The organism is Methylocystis sp. (assembly GCF_050251305.1).
Classification (GTDB): Bacteria; Pseudomonadota; Alphaproteobacteria; order Rhizobiales; family Beijerinckiaceae; genus Methylocystis.
The window spans coordinates 1-19,468 of record NZ_JBFWNB010000009.1 but is presented as its reverse complement, the minus strand read 5'-3'; the positions used below and the strand labels follow the sequence as shown (position 1 = coordinate 19,468).

Here is a 19,468-nt window from a genome sequence, read left to right as displayed (position 1 = left end):
TTTTGATTTTAAACGACCGGGATGCCGAAGCGCCTCGGCCGATCGTCGACTGGATCGCCGAGACGTCGACGCCGATACGGCGCGGGCGCAGAGGCCATTTCGATCATCCTCTGCGTTGGATGGAATCCGGCTCGCTTCTTCGCAGCGAGAACAAGCGCTCCTGCGGCGGCGTTGATGACGTCGTCATGCTGATCTCGCGGATGATCGATGACGTCCTTGCCTGTGCCACGGCCTGTTCGACGTTCGAGATTGCAGAGCTGCGCAATCATGCGCGCGTTGTCGAGCAGGTCGATCGTGCCGGTGTTTATGCGCGGTAGGAGTTCGACGTAGATTTCCGATTTGTTGCGCTCGGAGACGTCATAGCGAATGCCGCGCAGTTTGAATTGTTCGCGCGCGAACTCGCCGGCAAACCGATCGCCAGTGACTGCTTTGATCTTGTAGGCGGCGAGCGTTTCGACGAACTGTCCGACGACGGCTGTAGGGCTGAAGGGCGGCCTCACTTCTCTGAGGAGATCAAGGACGGCAGTCTCGCGCTCCATATGCGCAACCGCCATCGTCATGGCGTCCTGCCCGGAGCCGCCAGCGGCGTCGACGAAGGCGACGTAACGCGCATTGCCGATGTAAGGTCGCTCGAAGCAATCCGGCGATACGCACGCCATGACCGCTTCCTGCGAGACATAGCTTTCCAGATCGGATCTAAACTGCGCGTCATATTCGGCAGCCGCGCGGAAGGGGTCTTGATCGAACTGTCGCTTAATCCATGAATCCTTAAGCGTCGAATTCATACGCTTTGACGGCGCCTGCGCGACAATGATTTTCGAATCGCCGTCAGGACCGTGGTGCTTCTTATACGCCTCCCACAGCACGCCTTTCCGGGCGTACGGACTGGAAATGCAGATCAGCGGACCGCCGGTCGTCGCTAAGGATGGTCGTGCGGCGGCGAGGACTTCGACGTCCGGATTCGCGAGACTTTCGGAACGCCACGTCGCGACCTCGTCAGCGATGATCGCAATCGCGGTGCCGCCGCGAATCGAACGGAAATTTGCGGGGGTCACGCTGATAGTGACACGCCTGGACAGCGTGATCGAGTCGGCCGTCTGATTCACGACCAGGCGTTTAAACGCCGAGACGGTTGTGAAGATTCCGCGAAGATATTGGAGACACTTCTGCGCCTGGTCCATCGTGTTGCTCAGGATCGGCAGGCTTGCGACTTCGCCTGGCGCGAGAATGTCGCTAAAATCGGTAAGCGCTGCGAGATAGGCGGCGAGCACGGCGACCGCGCGAGTCTTTCCGCCTCGTCGACCTATGACGCACCATAGCTCGTCGACGCGTTCGTGGGGTTCGCGATTACGTCCGGTCAATTCCTGGAAGATCGCGCGCTCTGCGCCGGTCAGCCGCTCGCCTTGGCTTGCGATGAGCAGGACGCGCCAGGGCGCCCATGACTCGCCGGGCAGGATGTTGCCAAACAGGTTCGGATCGGCAAGCGCACGGCGCATGGGCACGATCGGACGCATCAGTGGCCTCCCCCGGTCGGGCGCCAATCACGAAGCGCCTGCGTCAGATGCTGGAAACACACGCGAGTGCGATATCGCCAGACTCGACGCTGACGCAGTTTCTCACGGTCGAGCGGATGCCCTTCGCGCCAGATCCGTGGACCGAGGATCTTCGTTGTGTTGACGCAGCGGGCATGCGCCTGGTCCGCCTCATGACGCGCGTGTGCGTACACAGCGACTGCGCGCGCTATGTCGTCGTCGGCGCTCCAATGCGCGATCGTGGCGTCCTGGCCGGCAATGGCGAGATCCTGATCGCTCATTCCGATGGCTCCTCGGCGATGGCGCCATCATCGGGCAGAAACGCGGGAGCAGGTTCGAGCGGTTTCTGCGCCTCTGCGGCTCTTTCCGCCTCTTCTCGCCGGTAGCGCTCAGCGATTTCCTCAATTGTCTCGCTTACGTCTCTGGCGACGCGGCGAAGCCCAAGCGTTTCGACAATGCGGCGGAGGTGTGAGGCGCAGCGTGCGTAAACGTCGAGATCGATAGCCCCGCCTTCCGCGAGTTCGGACTCCATACGCTCAAGCTCGACTTCGAGCGTTGCGACACGACGGACAAGGCTGAGCTGGAATTCTGAAAGCGTGTCGACGCCGCCTAAGTCTTCGCAATGCAGAAAGACAAGGTCCTTAAATCGTCGCCCGAAAGCGCCGCGAGCGTCGCCCACGACGAACAGAGATCGCCCGGTCGTCACGCGCGACCGATTATTGATCGGTCGTTTTGCAATCGCCTTGCGTTTCTTGTGCGGACCTTCGGCGGTTTGAAGCATGATCCCCGGCGTCTCCAGGCGGCTATTTGCGGTTAAGTTTACGGCAAACGGACACCTTCCCCGCCCACTTCTGAACGTGGCGCTGATTGGTGGATACGTCAAGTCCTTGATGATTATCGGGCTTTCAAAGCGAGAGCTGCCGATAAGCTATCGGGCGCTCGGCTGATTTGGGCGTGTCAGGGCCTGTGAAGGTCGGGGCTTTTGAGAGCGGTCGGCGCTGGATGATGAAGGGCGTGAAGAAAAAGTCGGGAAAGCTTGTCTATTCGCGCTCATTGATCGTCGACGTGACGTGCGCTTCGGACGTGACGCGCGGTGTGTGGACGTGAAAGCGGATGCGATGCGGACGTGAAAGGGTGTAGCGATTTGTTGGGTCGATCGGCTTCACACTCTTAAGTTCTCGCTCTGGTGGACCGGTGGGGCTGGTGGGGCTTGTTTCAGCGCTCGCTTCCTAGAACCTTTATTTAAACGGGCTGTCGGCGTTTAAGTATCTGCTCCCGGAAGCGAGCGCTGAAACAGGGTCCACCAGCCCCACCGGTCCACCAGAGCCGCTAGCTCGGCTATAATCAAATTCCATCATCCAAGATTCGACGTTCAACGGAATATCGCTGAACGCCGAGTATCAAACGACGATGCAATATCAGCACTTCCCCGCATTCCAGCGACAGTGGTCGATCCCGCAAACCACTAAGAACTTCGCCGACGCGTTGAGCGGTGATTTCGCCACGCGCATTTTGCAACCGCTCTTTGAAGTCCGTCGCTTCACGATTCTCCAGCGGCAATCCCTTCGCCCAAAACACGACGTCGCTGGCGGTGAACTCTTCCCCATCGCCCCACTGCGTTCGCAACAGGCGAATGTCTCGAAGCGCGTCGATACGCTCGGCGTTTTCTTCATCCGCCTTGTCGAACAGCACAGCGAACGACAACGGCGTCTCGCCGGCAGGAAGGCCAACGCGGTCGGCGTATATGCGCGAACCGTGCTCAAGAGCAGCGCCGACCATGCGATGCCACATTTTGAAGCGCCCGTCCGATACCTGCTCCGTCGACTTCCCTGATTCAATCGTCCATGGAATATCGAGCAGCGGATTGCCGAGCACTACCGTGTAGAGCGCCGCGAGAATGTTGGAGCGATGCCGGCGCGTCCATTCGACCGGGTCTTTGCGCCGGACCTTACGGTTGCACGGATCGGAGCGCGGCACAAGCAATCGCACTTCCAGCGTGCGACTCGCTGTGTCGCCCACCGCTTCGATATTGTTGCCCGTAAAGCACATGATCGTGTGCGCTGGCGCGACCGGCGAAGAGCTGGCTCCGAGCATTCGGTCCGTATATTCCGCTGTCGTCGCGGCGCGGTCGAGCGAAGCGCTCTGCACTTTGCCGCTGTTCGGGATGTTATCCCAAACGAGCGTGGGAAGTCCTTGCAGCAGATATGAGAAAAGCGCCTTGCGCCGCTCCTCCTCGCTCATCGCCCACGCGGCGGCGGGCGGCTTTATTCCCAATACCGCAAGCACCAACATGTAGAGCAACGTCGTCTTGCCGCTCGACGCTTGCGACGACGTCACCATGAACATGGGGCGCTCGCCAAATATCATCCGTTCGATAACGCTGAGCGCATAAGCGAGCGCCACGCACTTCGCCGCGTGATCGCCCGCCACGTCGCAAAGCCAATCATCAAGCAGGAATCGCATCGCCGCAGCGACTGCGTCTTCATCGCACGCCGCGCGTTCCGGCAGCATGTCGAGAAGCTTCGGATCGCAACGCATGATCAGCCCGTAATCGCGATGCAACCCATTGCGCGAAATCGCTACGCCGTTCGGCAAAACCAGCGGCAACGTTTGCACGCCCTTGACGCGCGGCATTTTCGAGTCGCGATATTTCAGATGATGCCGCACAACATGCTCTTGCGGCTTCGCCTCATACAACACCTTGCCTTCTTCATCGGTTTTCAGGAAGGCAATGTAGCGCTGGAGCGCCAGCTCGCCGCTATAGAAATCCTGTCTCACAAGCGTTACTTGCGGCGGCGGCTCCATACGTGACGCTTCATCCTCCTCGGCGTTCGCTCCGGCGCTGGTCAACACATGCAAGTCGCCAAAGGGCGCACGCTCCTCGACGTCGACCGGGACGCCGGCAACGTCGCGCATTGGCGGTTCGGGCGAGTCGATGGCGCATAGCACGTCGTCGATCTCCGCCAAGATCGGCGCTGTCGCGGCGTCGTCAGGGAGCAGCGTGAACATCGCTCGTTTGATGGTCGCGGTAAACGCCTGACTCTTCGCTTCACGTTGAGCCTTATTCCGACTTTCGCGCTCGGTCTTCAGGTCGGCGACAAGCGCTCGCTTTTTGCCGCCGCCGAGCATCTTGTCCGCTTCCGCGATAAGATCGCTTTCCTCGACGCTCGACATTTCCGCGTCAGCGGCGACTTCGACGAACCATTTCGCCAACCGCTCTTTTTCAATCGTCGCCATCGACTCGGCGATGAAGCCGCTGTCGGCGACGATGCGATAATCTGTCCGCCCATGCGCGAAGCTGAAAATCCACAATTCGCCGCTGTCCTTGCGGAACAACATCGCCGTCGTGTCGCCGTAGTCCGGTCCTTCAAGCGGGTCCGCCATCGGCTGTTCGATATATCGGTCGGGATCGCGCAGCACGTCGGCGACCGTCGCTTCGCCCAACTCCGGGTCGGCGAAGTGCAGCATGGCGCTTGGGAGCAGCACGCCCTCACATTGCCTCTCAGCGGCGCGGCGAGCCCGTTCCGGCGCGATCTTTGGGTCACGCGCGACGATCGCCGCCACGCGCTTTGTGACCGCCTTCTCTCGCGCTTCCTTGAGCGGCTTGCCGAGCGCCGCCCGCGCCTCGCGCTTGCGACGGTCGATCTCGGCTTTCTCGGCTGCGGTCAGGTCCGGCAACAGTTTGGCGTCGATCATCCCGCCGGGGCGCACTGTCATTTCGCGCTTGAACTGTTTCAGCGGCGGGGCCAATTCTGGCGGCGCTTCGAAAATGATCCGCTCCGCCGAGCTGACAGAAACATCGATAATCGACCGCTCCAGCACTTGCCCGGCGTTGCCGATCGTGAAGTAGCTCAATCCGTGGAGCCAACCGCGCTCCACGAGCGCTTTGAGATAGGTCTTGAGATCGGCGGCATTCGTGATGGTCGAGTAGACATGAAGACCGCCGCTGCCGGGAAATTCCTCGCCTGTCTCGCTATTAAAGAGTCCTGACGAGGTCGATTGGCGCGTCGCGAATCCGACGTGCGCGAGTTGCGGGTCGAGCTTCGCCAGCGCCGCTTCGAATCCGCCAAGCTCCTCCATGCGGGCGATGACGGCAGGGTCGGCGCCCTTGCGGTCGTGATCGAAATACATGAGTCCGGGCTCGCCGTCCGCGTGTTTGAGATTCGCTTTCGTGCGCGTCACGCAACCAGGCACTGACTCTAGGAAGGAAGCCAACCAGTCCTTTTTGACGAACGGCGCCTTCGCGCCAAGCGACGCGTCCATCTTGCCAAGGATGAGCGCCTCATTTGACTTGAGCTTGTTAAGTCCGGTGCGCAGGTCGTCAAGGCTGCGAATATGAACGCGGCGCATACGTCCCGCCGCAATGCTGCATGCTGAAGCGTCGGCGACAGGCTTGCCGTCAGGACCAAGCGTGTAAGATTTCGAAACACGACCGCCCGCTTTTGCGACGACTGTGAATTCGATCGCCGGGATCGACGGTCGCGTCGCGCCGTTTGCGTGCACTACGTTTGATTCGCCGCCGTTTATATCGTATGTATTGGGTGTGGTTTGTGGTGATATCTGGCGGCGCGTCTGACCGGGCGCGCCGTTTTTCTTTTGCGAATGTGCCATCTGGCGAATGTCCCAACGTGGCGGGCGTTATCCACGCGCCGCCGGTGGTTGCGTTGAGCAATCCGGGACCATCCGAGCATTCCAGGAACATCAGAGAAATCAAGAGCAATCAGGGGAACTTCGGGGCAGAGCGTTCAGGGCTTTTCCCTCACGCCGCGCGTTTTTGGTTCGGCGCCTTTCGATTCCGCCACGTTGTGATCGCCTCATCAAAGCCGCCGCCGATAGTCGCCGTTGGGCGCCAACTCGTCATAAACCGATCAAGCATGCAGAAGAGCCTACGATCGCTTACTTTCAGATTGTGCTCGCACGCAAAAACAGGAATGCCGAGTTCACCCGCACGCATGATCTCGCTCGCGACGCGCTGCGCATCGCCGTCAAGATCGCGGAAATCGCAAAGCTGATCGAAGCCGCCGAGACGCGCGAAGACGAAGTCGGCGCCTTCGATCCGGTCGAGATTCGCTCGCCGCCATTTCTCACGCTCAGCGTCGCTTAATCCGAAGGGCGGCGCAAAAGGTCCGACCAGAATGAAGCGGCTGAACTCGACGCCCTCGAAGCTCGGATCCAGGCAAGCGAAGAACTGATCATTCGCATCGCCATCGAACAGCAGCTTGTTGCCCGGACCCCACAGGAGCTTGAGCAAATCGCGAATCTCGTCGCTTGGACGCCCGACGTCCGCTTGCAGCCAATGCTCGAACTTGCGGATCGCGGTCCGAAGCGCGTCGACGCCGTGGGGGTAATCATCCCGCTTTTCTGTAGCGTCGGCGAAGTCGTCCAGCATGGCGACGAAAGGAAGAAGCTCACGCCGATATCCAAACTCGCCGAGAGTTGCGAGCGCGACCGGCAGAAACCCTTCGTCGTCTTCAGGCAGCACGTCCGGGTTTTCCTGCCGCCACTGCTTCATCGCCGGGTCGTCGTTGTCGTTGCGGATGTAGGCGCGCATGATTTGCCGAAGCAGGTCTGGCGCATATGACGTCATTTCATTTCCTTTCACGTTGAAGCGTCGCATACCGATCGCTCCGCCGAACACGCGCGCAGTTGCGCGCGCTCGCCGCAACGATCGTCTCAGCCCCGGCGCTTCACCTGTCGCCGCGTTCGCGCCGGCGGCGTCGGGTCCGCAGGTTTTGCTTTTGTGAGTTCCTGGCGCTCAGCGGCGCGCGCAGCGGCGCCACGCAGAGCGAAGCCGTCCTGGCCGGGCAGCGTCCCCTTCCGGATCACGGCGCGCACGAACGCGTCTGCTTCGCTTTCACTGACAAATTTGTGGGCGCCAACTCGGATGAGCTTTGGGAGTCCAGCCGCGCCGGCTTCATACCAGCGCTCCAAGGTGCGCGGCGCGCGTCCGAGCCGTTCCCGCGCGAATGTGCGGAACGGCAACAGTTTCTCGACCACTTATTTTTTTCCGATTCGATGCCGCGCAAAGGCGGCGGGTGGCGCTCCACTACCGCCACAGATAGTCGTCGCGACATCGATGTCAAGATTAGTTTTAAGTATAGGTCAGGCTTAGAAGCAATTATACGATTTATTTATTCTCTTTTTTGTCAACTGTGGTTGCGTTTTGTTTGATTAGTTGTGCATCGAATGATCATTATTCTTGAATTTTTTCGTTACAAAATCTATCGAGATTTTTGTTTGAAAGTTTTGGATCAGCGCTTGTGAAGCGCGACGACTTTGTCTTCGTTTGCGCCGCTAATGATTCTTTCAACGTGCGCGTTCCATCGATTGAGCGCTTCGCGCTTTTCCTCGGCGAACGAATGTTTTTGATAGACGCCGACGATTCCGCCGAAACTGCCTGAGACATGATTCAGAATCTTTTCGATGACCGGCAAATTGACTCCCAGCGACGCCATGCCGGAAGCGACGGACCGGCGAAGATCATGCAGGCGCCACGGCTCCAGCGGCTTGCCGTCATTCAGCGCGGCGAGCGTCTGATCCAGATTGCGTTTGAAGCGGCTGAAGCCCGACGGCGGCGTTGAGCCGGTCGTCGTGAAAACGATGTCATGGTCGGCGACGCGCGGAAGGCTTTCGAGAATCGCCAGCATCTGCGCAGTCAGTGGAACTTCATGCGCGCGGGCGTTCTTGACGCGGTCCGCCGGCAGCCGCCAGACCGCCTTGTCCAGATCGATCTCGGACCATCGCATGCCGGCGACTTCGCCAAGCCGCTGTCCGCTCAAGATCAGCAATTGTGTGATCGGTCCGAACGGAAATCCAAGCCGGTCGGCGGCGCGCCAGACCAGGCGCAGTTCGGAGTCGTCGAGAACACGATCGCGGACGACTTCAACGTTTGGACGGTCGATTTCCTCGACCGGATTGTGCTCGACAAGTCCGCGCGAGCGCGCCCATTTGAACAGCTTTGACAAATAAGCCTTGAGGCGAGCGGCTTGCACGGGCGCTCGGTCGGCGACCGTATCCAGCAGCTCATGAAGATCGGCGCGGGAGACTTCGCCGAGCCGCCGGCCCTTCCATCTGGCGACGACTTCCCGCTCAAGAACGCGCCGCACGTCCTCGCCGGTCCGAAGCCCGGCAAGATGGCGCTTGGCGAACAGCTCGACGACGTGCCCGACTTCATCTTGATGGGCGTGGTTGGCTTCAACCTTCGCCGCCCGCTCGGCCTCTCGCGCCTCTCTGCGGGCCTGCGTTTTGGCGCCGGCAGGATCGATGGCGGATGGGTCGCGGCGCGCCTTGGCGAGGTCGGCAAGCGCCGCATGCGCCTTCGCGCGCACGTCGGCGAGTCCGCTGGCCGGATCGAACCTGCCGACAGTCAGTTTTTTCTTGGAGCCGTTGAAGCGGTAGCGCAGCACATAACTAAGTGAGCCGCTCTGGCTCACGACGATATAGGCGCCGGTCAGCGCCGGGTCTCGGACTTCATACGCGGCGGCGCGTGGTTTCAGCGCCAGGACGGCTTTGACGGAAAGAGGCTTTCCCATAGTCGGCGGCTCCAAAAGGTGGGCGGACAAGGTGGGCGTTTGCGGCTGTCTGCCGCTGTCGCGCCCTGTCCTCCAATGTCGTCACATTTTGGAGAAACGCAAGGGTTTTGCGGGTGTTATTGACGATCGGCTGTCGGGCGCTGTCGCGCCATCTCGGGGCTTGCTGACCGACTTTTAATCAGGGGGTCCTGGGTTCGAGCCCCAGCGCGCTCACCAAGGAAAACAATGGTCTATGAGCTGCACCGAGCATGTGGCGCTCGGTAGAGCTATTGGCTGGCAATCGCTTTGTAAGCAGAATTGCCGATTTGGCTCAGTCAGCGGACAAATTTGTCGGACCTGGCGATTCCGTTCAAGACGCTACATGCTCCCTCTACGCCGACCGAGCCATCTTTCTGCCCGCGCGATGCGGCGCTCCAAGGCATGTTCGAGCGCCACGTGAAACGGCAGCGGCGGCTCCTTCCCGCGTGAGAACGCCAACAGCGCCCGGGCCGATTTGGCCGCCTTGCCGTGGCCGCCATGTTGTTCGAGGCCGCGCCGCGTTCGAGGATCGCTCACCGGAGCGCCGGTCCTGGCGCAGAGCTCCCGCAGCAGGTCGATCCAGGAGAAGATCTCCCGGACCGGCGGCTCCGGCGCAGGCGCAGCGAGCGCGCGCTCCAAGGCGCGACGAACGACGAACGCGGCGACCGGCGACGAGTCGGCGACGTCGCGCAGATGCGGCGCCCAGCGCTTCGCGACCACGTAACTCAGCCCCAAGAAGTGATGCATGACCGCGCCGAGCGACTCGCCGTCGAGCCGCCCATCTTCGATCATCACGATGAGCGCATCGACGCCGGCGCGTGCGGTCGGCTTATGCGCCCCGTCAAGCGCAAGAGCGAGAAGCCGCAGGGCGTCGGGACTGGAGGGAACGTCGGAATCGAGAAGAAGCGAGAAGCCCTCCGGGATCGCGCATACGCCAGGTTCGCTGTCGAAGCACTTCCCGCGGGTCCCGGCGACAAACACGAGGTCCGGATGTTGCGGCCACAGCGCCCGCACCCAATTGCCGTGAAGAAAAGCGTCGGAGAATTCCTCGAGCGGCCAGACGCGATCAGGTTGCACCAGATCGCGCGATGTGAGGGATTGCCCTTCGCGCCGAAGTTCATGTCCGGCCCAAGGGCTAACGGCCTCGGTTGCCACGACATCCGCAAATTGTCCCGCTCCAGAAACTCCCGACAGAGATGCGCAAGAGCCGCGCGCGCCGTCGGTCAATTTCACCCGCGCGCCGCGCGCCGCGCTCGCAAGCGCCTCGTCGATCCTCACGCCCTCCTCTGCGCCACCGAGCGCGTGGCGCAACGCGACGCCCCATTCATCCCTAATCTCGCCGGCGGCGCGCCGAGCCTCCTCGAGGCGGTCCGGCGCAAGGCGCAGCAGCGTGAGGATCTTGTCCGCAACCCCGAGCGCGCGCGGCGCTCAAGGCGCCTGAGCGGCTAGGCTGCGCTCGACCGCGACGACGGGGTCGATCCAGAAGCCGCGATGCGTCGGTTCGGACAATTGCGTCGCGCTCTCCCCCTTCCGAATGAATTCCGCCGCCGCGTGGGCGCGCAGCCACATGGCCCGCGAAGGATCCTGCGTGTGGACGAAGCCGTGCGTCTCCTCGCCCAGACAAGCGGTGAGGACGATCCGAAGGGCTCCCAGCGGCGTCCCCCATTCGGGCCGGTTGGAAAGACTCGATCTCCGTCGCGCCAGCGCCTTCCCCAGCGGTGACAGAAGCCGTTCGGCATTGGCCGGACGATTTGCTGAGAACCGCAAGGCAGCGGCAAGAACCCGTTCGACCCGCTCGATATCGTCGGGATGCTCGATGGCGACGAGCGCTTCATCGATGAAGGCCTCGAAGCAATTGATCGGAACATGTCGGGCGGACGGGTCGAGCCGTGGGATGTCCATGCCGTTGAACGGCGCCGCCGCGATGTCAAACGCGTGAGACTCCATCTCGGCGATCGCTGCGTCGACGCCGGCAAGCCGGCGCAGGTCGGGCGGGAGCGCTTCGGCGCGGGCGCGCAACTGCGCCAAATCGTCTCCGGAATCGCGAGGAGCCGCCGTCCTCACGGGCGCATGGCCCCGGTAAAGAAGCGCGTCCGCGCGAGACTTCAACGCCGGCAACACGACGTGGAGGCGCTCCTCGATCGCCGCTCTGCCCTCGTCATCGATAGCGTCCGCAAGCTTTTCGATATGGTTGAAAGCGGTCTCCTGGAGTTCGGTCGACTTGTGCTCGAGAACCACGGCAAAAAGCCGGAGAGCGCGCGAGGCCATATCGGGGCGCATGTCGACGGCGTTGGCGAGCAGACGCATCCCGCTCTTGACGGTCGCGCCGGTCGACGAAAACAGCGCCGGCTCGACACGATCGACGACCCTTTCGGGCTCGAGCAGCCTCCTCTTTCCGACAATCGTCAGCGCCGCAATCGCGAAACTGGCGATCGGCCCCACGGGGCTGGCGAGCAGATCGAAATAAAGACCGGCGCGCGCCACGCGTTCAAGCCGCGTCGGCTCCATCAGTTCATGGAACCGATAGTGCCAGCGGGCGCGGTGCGGCGCGAAGCCGCGCGCTAACGCTTCGAGGCTCGCATCGAGCAGGCGCTGACGATCGAGCAGCCCTTCGTTCGCGGCGGCTTTGAGCGCGCCGGCCCAGCCCCCATGTTCATGTTCAGTCAGCGTCTGACAAATCGACAGGCTGACGTCGTCGTCGCCTTCAACCTCGAATTGCCGCCAGATGGCGGCCTCGACGCTGTCGATGTTCCTGCGAATTTCCTCGACGATCGGCCAGCTCTTGTCATAGCGGCTTCGCGCATGAACGCCGACGTCGAGATAGTCCTGATATCCACAGCAGACATAGGCGACGCCGATCGTGTACCGCGCGTTTGTCGGCTCGGGAACACGCCCCGATGCGACGAGCTCGCCCATGCAGTAAACGACATCGGCGATGCTCCATTCATGCGCGCGTCGAAGGAACAGGTCAAAAGCCTCCGCCAGCCACGGAGGATTCCGGTGCATCAGCACTCGGCAGGCGTAGTGACACACTATGAGAGAGCGAAGCTTCTCCAACTCGGACAGGGTCGCCGTCGCCACCATGGCAAGCGATGTGTCCCAATCTGAATATTCCCGTTTGCCGCCTTGTCTGTTTCGCCTCGTCGCTTCCCTGTGACAGCGAGCGACAAAGGGTGCGAGCGCGCGCCTCTCAGCTTCGGAACGTCCGCGAAGGAACCGAACGACCTCGTCGGAAACGCCGCCGAGACGCCAGCGCATAACTTGCGCCAGTTCCTTCTCCAGCTCCGCGCTCACGCGACATTCCGCTTCGTCGCCAGAAGCGTCGCTAGCACATGTTTGCAGGGGCCGGACTCGCCGAGAGTGCGGGAGTGCCAGGCGCAGGTGCAGTGGAATTCGGCGCCATCGAGGCGCGTGCGATGTTCCACATCGCCGCCTGTAACACGCGCCGTGACGTTCGTTCCGCTGGAGACGTCAGTCGAGACGGCGCCGACCTCGACCAACTTTCGCGCATCGCGCAGCCGCGGATGCAGCGACTCGATCGAGCTGCGATCAAAGGGCAGCTCGCGGTGAAAGAAACGGCGTTCGCGCGGGTCATACCCGGCGACGCCTTGCGCTGCGAGCAGGGACAAGGTCGTCACGACGTCCGTCGCCGGCAGGCGCGCGTGTTGCGCCAGAGCGTCGAGAGAGACGTCGTCCTCGTCAGAAAGCGCCTTGGCGATCCTGTCCATGGTCGCCTCGCCGCCGCCGCTGGCGAGAGCGGCAAGAAGCTGTCCTTCGCCGGAAAAGCCCCGCGCAGGCGTGGCGCTCAGCACGACCAGGAAACGCGCGACATCGAAATCGAGCTCGAAAGCGCTGGTTCCGAACGCGCCGGCATAGATCCGCAGGCCGCGGGCGAAGCGCGCCAACGGCTTCATCGCCGATAACCGGCCAAGCCCAGCGGAGGCGACCGCCCCGTCGCCGGCGCGCTGGGAAAGACGCGGACCGCCCGGCGCCGGCGACAGCCAGACGTGATCCCTGGCGCCGACCGCATTCGGCAGGGACGACAGAAAGCGACGCGCCTGCGATCCGTCGAGCGTCATCGCCATTTCGAGGCGCGTCGCCAGCGCCTGCACTTCGGCAAAGCCTTTCAGCCATCGCAGCGGCAGCACAACCTTGCGTTCGACCGCGGTTTCGCGGGAGGAAGAAATCTCGACCGCGTCGGGCGAGACCCGCAGGGCCATCGCTTCGCCCGCCCGCATTCCGGCCAGCGCGGCGCGGGTGTCGGGGTTGAAGTCGACATTGGTCACCCCCTTGACGAAGACTTCGGGGGCCAGCATCCCGGGAAGAAAATCGGCGCGCGCATAAACGCCGCAGCATCTCGAAAAGGCCTCGAACCGCAGCCTGCCGCCACCCGCGGAAACGACCGGGTCCGCGCCCCGTAATCTGCGGACGACTTCGCCCTTTGGCGTAAAGTAGCGTTGCAGCGCGACCTCCGAGGTCGCGAGAAGGAGCGCCGCGGCGAGATCGGCCCGGGAGAGCGCGCCCGAGAAAAAAAGCTCTTCCTTTGACGTCCGGTTGGTCGCCGCGAGCGCGAGCGCTGGCGTCGCGCCTTCGACCACATGGGACGCGAAGGCGTAGCGATACTCTTGCTGAAAGCTATTCGCTTCGTGCGGCTGCACTTCTCAAAACCTCGACGTTGAACGCAGGCGAGAAACAATTCGCGCGAGAACGCTATCGCGGAACATTTAGCACCGCAGGCGTCACTTCGGAAACGCCGGAATGCAGAACCCGCGTCGAAGGGAAACCCTCGCGCCGTGGACGCTCTGAAGAAACCCCATAATTTGAAGACGCAGCCGCGAGCCCCGATTCCGCTGCGCATGGGTTTGGCGCGCGAGAAAGCGTCGTGTTTCTGTTTCCGAAATGACGCGGCGACATCCCCAGGCGGGGGAAAGCTTTGATCCCGAGCTTCGTCGTTCGCGACCTCGCGCGAAACGAAGGCCGCGGCGCAGTCGATCGCAAGGCCGCTCATGGCGGAAGCGGAGCCTAGATCGGCCCGCGCTTACTCTGACGGAATGTTCAACTTGCCTGGAAGCTGCGCCCGGACGACATCCAGGATTTGCTCGATCGCGGTCTCAGCGTCGTCTGCGCGCCGTTCCGACGCGGTTAGCTCAGCTGTCTTGGACGCGAGTTGAGATCGCAGCGATTGAAGCTCCTCATGCGCCTGCTCAAGGGTCGCGGACATTTGTTCGGCTTGAGACTCGGCCAGGCGCAGCATTGTCTCTGCGCGCTCGGCCCGCAGCTCAGCGCGACCCAATTCTTCTTTAACCGCGTCGGCGACCTCTTGGGCGCGCATTAGCGCATGGGCCGCCTGCTCCTCGAATGCTTTGATCGCTCCCGCCGTTTCCGACACAAGATCGAGCGCCGCGACGACTCCATCGCTCTCACGGGCAGGCTGATGCGTCGAAGCATCGTTTTCACGGATGGGTTCGTCCGCCGCCTGTTCAAAATCTAGCGCATTCATTGACGCCTCCGATTGTCGCTCGTTTAGACTTGTCGAATATCGTCAGAACAATTGGCCGCGTTATGGCCGCGCGACCCATGAATCGGGCGGTCACGCAAAATGAGTCAAACAGAGCAAACAGAAAGTTGACGCGCCGGCGTCAAAACCAGGCTGAAAAGAAAATCGCTCCGCCGTTGACGCACTCGGACGAGCCCCGCTCGCAGCGATGGCGCGAGGTCGATCGAACAAACTGTGCAAGCTGTCAGATGCCCAGCCTCGTCGCCCGGTCAGCGCTGGCCGTGCTTGTTCGCGCGGAGAGGAGGCGCCCTTACTTGGACGGCCCAACCTTGCCGGAAAGACTAAGATCGCCGGAGGTCCTCTTGAATACATTGGCGACGCAGAGAAGCGGCGCCGCAAGGTTGGCGTTGACCCGCAGCCCCGCCGTCATGCCATCGAATGACGCGGACTTCAGGGCGCCAATCTTCTTGAGCGGAACTCGCACTTTGACCGTGCCGCCGGAGATCGCCGTCAGGTAACTGGGACTGTCGATCAGGATCGCCACGCCGGGCCAGGTCTTGGGCAATTTGGGATGCGCGTCTTTCGGAATGTCGCGCACCTTGAGACCGCCCCCGCAAGATTTGTCTTCGGTCAGCACGACCCAGTGTGGATGCCAACGGTCACGATTCCTGGCGCCTTTGGCCGCGTCGTCGAAATCCGGATGATAGGTGAGGGCAAGCGCGACAATGCCCTGCTTCTTGTCGAAGCCGACATCCGAACTGTCGAGCGACGTCGGCCAGACATAGGCGTAGACGCTTGAGCCCTGGAACTTCCCCGTCGCCTGAGGCCGCGACTTGCCGGCGTCGCCACGCACCTTCATCTCGAAAATGGCGTAGCCGCCTTTCGTCGCCACCTTCGTTTCGACGATGTCGAACGACGCGAGGATCTTGTCATCGCGTTGCGAATTGATCTCATTCGCATGTACGGCGGCGGCGCCAAGGGACAGGGAAAGTGGAGCAAGAAAGCCGAGGCCGACGAGTTTTTTCCTATTCATTGGCTTAAGTTCCTTGCTGCTCATGTCTTTTCCGATTTGAGACCGGATCGGATCCACTTCGAAATCCCAAGTTCCGTCGATTGGCCTCCCTCAAGCGCCGCGCCCGGCGATTCGCGGCGCCGCAACGGCCGCCTAGACTATTCGGCAACCAAGGCGTTTTAGAGCCGATGTCGGTTGGAGTCGCGCATGCCCCCGTGGCCGCAAATGAGATTAGAGCCTGCAAATCTCTTGTTGCGCGTCGACGGCGCGCCATTCAGCCGCCGACGCCGCCGCAACGGCGCCAGCGAATCGCTTCCTTCCTTGCCGCAGGCTTATTCCGTCAAATGGACGACAGCCGCGAGCGCTACGAGCGCCATCCAGAACAGCAAGGGAGCGACCGCAGCGACTTTGATCCTGGTCATAGGTTCGCCCTCCTGAGCCACGCCAGCGTTAGGTTGAGACGAAGCCGGATCGGCGCCGCCGTCCATCAGCAGTTCGGAATGGCGCGGCGGCGAAAAGATAGAGAACGATGCGCACAAGCTTACTTAGGCGCGCGTCGGAACAGGGCAAGCGTCGGCGGCGGCGATCGCCAAGCCTGAATGTGACGATAATCGGGACGGCCAACCGGCCGCCCGCCGCTCCGGCGCGTGAACATTCAAAGCCAGAGAGATCAGTCGACGAATAATCGCGTCACGATGAGCAGGTTCCAGACAACGACCGCGAACATCAAGAGCACGAAGGCGGTTTTCGCAATGGCAAGCGAAAAATTGTACCTTCCTCGCCGCTTGCAGATTTCAATCAGCAGAGTTTTCTCGAGTTCATCTTTGTCTTGCCGATTAATGGTGGGGCTTATCGCGGACAGGCATCGCAGATCGATCCACGCCGCAAGGCCGAAAACGCCGATGAAGACGAATATCGCGGCTTTCACGTAAACGGCATAGGGCGAGGCGCCATCCACGACGCCCAGAGAGAACGTCAGCGCCGCAATCACAATGGAAATGAATTCCAACAGGGTCGCGCTTTTTGCGTCCAACACAGCCATTTCGTGGAAGACGCTGTCGCCAATCGTTTGCAGAGTTCCACATGCAGCAATCCGCGTTTGGTGGAAATTCCGTTCAATTTCGAGCGTATCCGTCAGTGATCGCGAGAAAACCATCATCAACCCATCGTTGGCGCGGAACGACCCTATCGGGAGCGTATTCCCTCATGCCGGAACACGCTCATGGATTGGAGCATGGCCGCCAAGCAGGTCAACCCGCCGCCGCCGCCATCGCACAAGCGAACCGCTCAATCCTTTGCTAACGCTTTATATTTACGCCAATTTCTGGAACAAATCCGCTCCCGGGCGCGTTACACTCCCGTTAGGAAAGGATGCGTCATGCCAAACAAGGCGTGGCGAAAAGCGATCGCGCGTGAGGCCGATCGGCAATTCGCCGCCGCATTGACGAGGATTGGCGAGCGGCTGCGATTGAAGCAGGACAGCATCGTCAAAGCGCCATTGCCCGCCCGGATGCAGGCTTTGCTGGACGAACTGCGATCGAGACGCAGCGCCAGGAGCCGCGATCGCGGTTGAGCGCGCGCCCGGTCCTGCGCGTCTCGCGCGCGCGGCGTGCATAGATGGCGCGCACTGCGCTGATTATTAACCAATCTGCGCGATCTTGATTCGAATTTGGTTGCGGAGGGCTTCTCAAATGCTCAGCCGTCGTGCGTTCGGCGCTGGTGGCGTCAGCGCGATCGCGTCTCTCCTGTCGGCATGTTCGGGACCGGGGTCCTTTGGCGATATGGAAAGCAAACCCGCTGCGCCGCAGCGGGCGTTGTCGCGCACGTTGGAGCGCCCGAATTTTCAGGCGGTTTATGGGGAATATGCGGGCGAGCCGTTCAGAATCGCCCCGTTCGACTATCGGCAGGTCGATCCACAATTCCTGCGCCAGACCGTCGAATATCATGGGCCCGAGCGCGTCGGCACGATCATCGTCGATCCACAGTTGAAAGTTCTTCATTTCGTGGAAGCGACTGGCCGCGCCACGAGATATGGCGTGGGCGTCGGTCGCGAAGGCTTTCTGTGGTCCGGCGAGGCGCAAATCAATATGAAGCGGCACTGGCCCGATTGGATTCCGCCACGCGAAATGGTCGAGCGGACTCCGGAAATCGTCGCCCAGTTAGAGCGCACGCCGCGCGGGATGGGAGTTCCCGGCGGTCCGCGCAGCCCGCTCGGCGCTCGCTCGATGTATCTCTTCGGAGAAGGTCGCGATCTCGGCTACCGCATTCACGGCACGACCGAGCCCGAAACGATCGGCACCAATGTTTCGTCCGGATGCGTCCGCATGATCAATCAGGACATCGCGCATCTGTATACGCGCGCGGCGATCGGGACGCGCGTCATTGTCCTCGCGTGATCGATCATTGAGACGGCAGGCCACGCGCGAATGACCCATCACAGTCGACGCAACCGCCTTGATCGACATCATCTCCGCGCGGATACGGAATCCGCGCGTTCTCGATGAAAATCGTGAACGCGCCGCCAAAGCCAACGTTCGACGGCGCCTTCCGCAAGATCCCCATCAGCTTGGATCCTGATCATTTTGGCGGAATTCCAGGAACGCCAAAGTCTTGCTTGCTGTGGTCCATGCTGTTGCGCTCGGCCTGGTAGCGATCGATCGGCGCCTCGCTTTTCGAATGCGCGTCCGCCATCTCGGCGCGCGGGACGCCTGGCACTCCAAAGTCCTGCTTGCTGTGATCCATGCTGTTGCGCTCGGCCTGATACCGATCCGACGCTGACTCCGTCGACTTGTCCCCCTTGGCCGCCTTGTCCGCGCCATCATGATGGTCGGGCATGTGATGATGGGCTTCGTCCTCATGCATGTGAGGATGCGTTTCCGCGCTGCTTGACGCGCCGCCGCCCTCGCCCGGATGCGTTTTTGCCCAACGCTCCGCCGCCTCGGCGTCGTGCGCATGCGTTGCGTCCGGCGCTTCGACCGCCGCCTCGATGGCGAGGTCGCCGGCCTTTTCGAAGGTCAGTTGCAGTTCAAATCCCCAGCCGACGGGGTTCATGTTCTTGACGTCGCGCAGTCCGACATAGGGGCCGCCCGGCTCTAGTTTGACCTCGCTATGCGGCGGGATAACGACGCCGTGAGGCACGACAATATGCTCAGGCGCAGTATGGACGATCGCCTGCCCCGTCTTCGCGCTTGCCGCGCCCGTAAGCTTGTCGGGCGTGTCGCCGTCGTTGTGAATGACCAGGAAGAGACTCGCGGTCGTTTCTCCGGGACTCGGCGTGCGAACCCAGGGATGCTCGACTTTCAGATGTCCTATTTCATATTCATGCGCAGTCACAGGCGCCGCAATCATCAAGGCCAGCACGGCGCCGCACGACAAATAACCGCGTCCTTTAATCCTCATCTTATCTTCTCCGCGCATCTACGGCGCCGCCGACACAGCGGCGCGGTCGCAACTTCGTGTCATGTTAGTGCATCACAGCTGCAGCGGCCAGCAAAGCATTGCAGGCCTGTCAGGCTTGTGGCGTCCTGCCGAGCGTTTAGCGCTTGCTCGTTCCTGCCGTATGACAAACTCTCAGCCGAAGCTGTGGCGACTTTGTTCGAAAGGCGCCATTGATCAGCTCCGAAGACAATGTCTGCCGCAGTCGCGCACAAACAATTGGCGAGGCGGATACGGAAGACAATGAGCGTCGCCATCTCAGCCATGCCCTCTTGGCGCCGCGACCCGCTCATGCGCGGAGCCGGCCGGTTTTTCGCGCCGAAGCTTGCTCATCAGCAGATAGATCACCGGCGTCGTGTAGAGCGTCAGCGCCTGGCTGAGCAGCAGGCCGCCGATGATGGTGATGCCGAGCGGTCGGCGCAGTTCGGCGCCGATCCCGGTC

General features: G+C 61.7%; 17 protein-coding genes. 3 read left to right on the top strand and 14 right to left on the bottom strand.

Going from position 1 to position 19,468, the window contains the following annotated elements:
* Positions 1-8: 8 nt before the first annotated feature.
* From AB7F41_RS04885 to AB7F41_RS04865, 5 genes are all read right to left on the bottom strand, one after another.
* Positions 9-1,514, bottom strand: coding sequence for a hypothetical protein (locus tag AB7F41_RS04885; protein ID WP_428383209.1), 1,506 nt, complete (start codon positions 1,512-1,514; stop codon positions 9-11).
* Positions 1,514-1,813 (bottom strand): hypothetical protein, encoded by a 300-nt coding sequence (locus AB7F41_RS04880; protein WP_428383207.1) that lies wholly within the window; start codon positions 1,811-1,813, stop codon positions 1,514-1,516. The genes AB7F41_RS04885 and AB7F41_RS04880 overlap by 1 nt, the downstream gene beginning before the upstream one ends.
* Positions 1,810-2,313 carry a hypothetical protein gene (locus AB7F41_RS04875; RefSeq protein WP_428383205.1) on the bottom strand — a complete coding sequence of 168 codons (504 nt, stop codon included), beginning with the start codon at positions 2,311-2,313 and terminating at the stop codon, positions 1,810-1,812. The genes AB7F41_RS04880 and AB7F41_RS04875 overlap by 4 nt, the downstream gene beginning before the upstream one ends.
* A gap of 563 nt (positions 2,314-2,876) precedes the next feature.
* Positions 2,877-5,882 carry a hypothetical protein gene (locus AB7F41_RS04870; RefSeq protein WP_428406451.1) on the bottom strand — a complete coding sequence of 1,002 codons (3,006 nt, stop codon included), beginning with the start codon at positions 5,880-5,882 and terminating at the stop codon, positions 2,877-2,879.
* 409 nt (positions 5,883-6,291) lie between these two features.
* Positions 6,292-7,119: a hypothetical protein gene (locus AB7F41_RS04865; protein ID WP_428383198.1), complete on the bottom strand. Its 828-nt coding sequence runs from the start codon at positions 7,117-7,119 to the stop codon at positions 6,292-6,294.
* Between the two features lie 59 nt (positions 7,120-7,178).
* Here AB7F41_RS04865 and AB7F41_RS04860 point away from each other — a divergent pair, with 59 nt between their 5' ends.
* Positions 7,179-7,703 (top strand): hypothetical protein, encoded by a 525-nt coding sequence (locus tag AB7F41_RS04860; RefSeq protein ID WP_428383197.1) that lies wholly within the window; start codon positions 7,179-7,181, stop codon positions 7,701-7,703.
* A gap of 80 nt (positions 7,704-7,783) precedes the next feature.
* On the opposite strand, the gene AB7F41_RS04855 is transcribed toward AB7F41_RS04860, so the two are convergent.
* From AB7F41_RS04855 to AB7F41_RS04825, 7 genes are all read right to left on the bottom strand, one after another.
* The gene (locus tag AB7F41_RS04855) at positions 7,784-9,064 is read right to left on the bottom strand and encodes a tyrosine-type recombinase/integrase (RefSeq protein ID WP_428383195.1); all 1,281 of its coding nucleotides are present in this window, start codon (positions 9,062-9,064) and stop codon (positions 7,784-7,786) included.
* Positions 9,065-9,421: 357 nt separating this feature from the next.
* Positions 9,422-10,159, bottom strand: a complete 738-nt coding sequence (locus tag AB7F41_RS04850) for a hypothetical protein (protein WP_428383194.1) — start codon at positions 10,157-10,159, stop codon at positions 9,422-9,424.
* 351 nt (positions 10,160-10,510) lie between these two features.
* The gene (locus AB7F41_RS04845) at positions 10,511-12,340 is read right to left on the bottom strand and encodes a DUF6493 family protein (protein ID WP_428383276.1); all 1,830 of its coding nucleotides are present in this window, start codon (positions 12,338-12,340) and stop codon (positions 10,511-10,513) included.
* A 32-nt stretch (positions 12,341-12,372) separates the two neighbouring features.
* Positions 12,373-13,740, bottom strand: a complete 1,368-nt coding sequence (locus AB7F41_RS04840; protein ID WP_428383192.1) for a hypothetical protein — start codon at positions 13,738-13,740, stop codon at positions 12,373-12,375.
* Between the two features lie 380 nt (positions 13,741-14,120).
* Positions 14,121-14,471 (bottom strand): hypothetical protein, encoded by a 351-nt coding sequence (locus AB7F41_RS04835; RefSeq protein ID WP_428383191.1) that lies wholly within the window; start codon positions 14,469-14,471, stop codon positions 14,121-14,123.
* Positions 14,472-14,889: 418 nt separating this feature from the next.
* Positions 14,890-15,612, bottom strand: a complete 723-nt coding sequence (locus AB7F41_RS04830; protein ID WP_428383190.1) for a hypothetical protein — start codon at positions 15,610-15,612, stop codon at positions 14,890-14,892.
* A gap of 649 nt (positions 15,613-16,261) precedes the next feature.
* Entirely contained in the window at positions 16,262-16,750 is a 489-nt protein-coding gene (locus tag AB7F41_RS04825) for a hypothetical protein (protein ID WP_428383188.1), read from the bottom strand.
* Between the two features lie 75 nt (positions 16,751-16,825).
* On the opposite strand from AB7F41_RS04825, the gene AB7F41_RS04820 reads away from it, so the two are divergent.
* Complete coding sequence (locus AB7F41_RS04820; RefSeq protein ID WP_428383186.1) at positions 16,826-17,164, top strand: hypothetical protein; 339 nt, start codon at positions 16,826-16,828, stop codon at positions 17,162-17,164.
* A 208-nt stretch (positions 17,165-17,372) separates the two neighbouring features.
* A complete protein-coding gene (locus tag AB7F41_RS04815; protein ID WP_428383184.1) occupies positions 17,373-17,987 on the top strand; it encodes a L,D-transpeptidase in 615 nt (204 codons plus the stop codon).
* 181 nt (positions 17,988-18,168) lie between these two features.
* Here AB7F41_RS04815 and AB7F41_RS04810 read toward each other — a convergent pair whose 3' ends face one another.
* Both AB7F41_RS04810 and AB7F41_RS04805 read right to left on the bottom strand, forming a co-directional pair.
* Positions 18,169-18,990, bottom strand: coding sequence for a copper chaperone PCu(A)C (locus AB7F41_RS04810; RefSeq protein WP_428383182.1), 822 nt, complete (start codon positions 18,988-18,990; stop codon positions 18,169-18,171).
* A 294-nt stretch (positions 18,991-19,284) separates the two neighbouring features.
* Positions 19,285-19,468, bottom strand: a 184-nt coding sequence (locus AB7F41_RS04805) for an efflux RND transporter permease subunit (protein ID WP_428383180.1), incomplete at its 5' end; no start/stop codon positions are given.

What these genes read in the sequence shown, in the direction of transcription:
- AB7F41_RS04845 (WP_428383276.1), bottom strand. Translation starts at nt 12,340, where the DNA reads ATGCGCTGGCGTCTCGGCGGCGTTTCCGACGAGGTCGTTCGGTTCCTT.
- AB7F41_RS04885 (WP_428383209.1), bottom strand. Translation starts at nt 1,514, where the DNA reads ATGCGTCCGATCGTGCCCATGCGCCGTGCGCTTGCCGATCCGAACCTG.
- AB7F41_RS04830 (WP_428383190.1), bottom strand. Translation starts at nt 15,612, where the DNA reads ATGAATAGGAAAAAACTCGTCGGCCTCGGCTTTCTTGCTCCACTTTCC.
- AB7F41_RS04855 (WP_428383195.1), bottom strand. Translation starts at nt 9,064, where the DNA reads ATGGGAAAGCCTCTTTCCGTCAAAGCCGTCCTGGCGCTGAAACCACGC.
- AB7F41_RS04870 (WP_428406451.1), bottom strand. Translation starts at nt 5,882, where the DNA reads ATGCGCCGCGTTCATATTCGCAGCCTTGACGACCTGCGCACCGGACTT.
- AB7F41_RS04875 (WP_428383205.1), bottom strand. Translation starts at nt 2,313, where the DNA reads ATGCTTCAAACCGCCGAAGGTCCGCACAAGAAACGCAAGGCGATTGCA.
- AB7F41_RS04815 (WP_428383184.1), top strand. Translation starts at nt 17,373, where the DNA reads ATGGAAAGCAAACCCGCTGCGCCGCAGCGGGCGTTGTCGCGCACGTTG.
- AB7F41_RS04880 (WP_428383207.1), bottom strand. Translation starts at nt 1,813, where the DNA reads ATGAGCGATCAGGATCTCGCCATTGCCGGCCAGGACGCCACGATCGCG.
- AB7F41_RS04825 (WP_428383188.1), bottom strand. Translation starts at nt 16,750, where the DNA reads ATGATGGTTTTCTCGCGATCACTGACGGATACGCTCGAAATTGAACGG.
- AB7F41_RS04820 (WP_428383186.1), top strand. Translation starts at nt 16,826, where the DNA reads ATGGCCGCCAAGCAGGTCAACCCGCCGCCGCCGCCATCGCACAAGCGA.
- AB7F41_RS04865 (WP_428383198.1), bottom strand. Translation starts at nt 7,119, where the DNA reads ATGACGTCATATGCGCCAGACCTGCTTCGGCAAATCATGCGCGCCTAC.
- AB7F41_RS04810 (WP_428383182.1), bottom strand. Translation starts at nt 18,990, where the DNA reads ATGAGGATTAAAGGACGCGGTTATTTGTCGTGCGGCGCCGTGCTGGCC.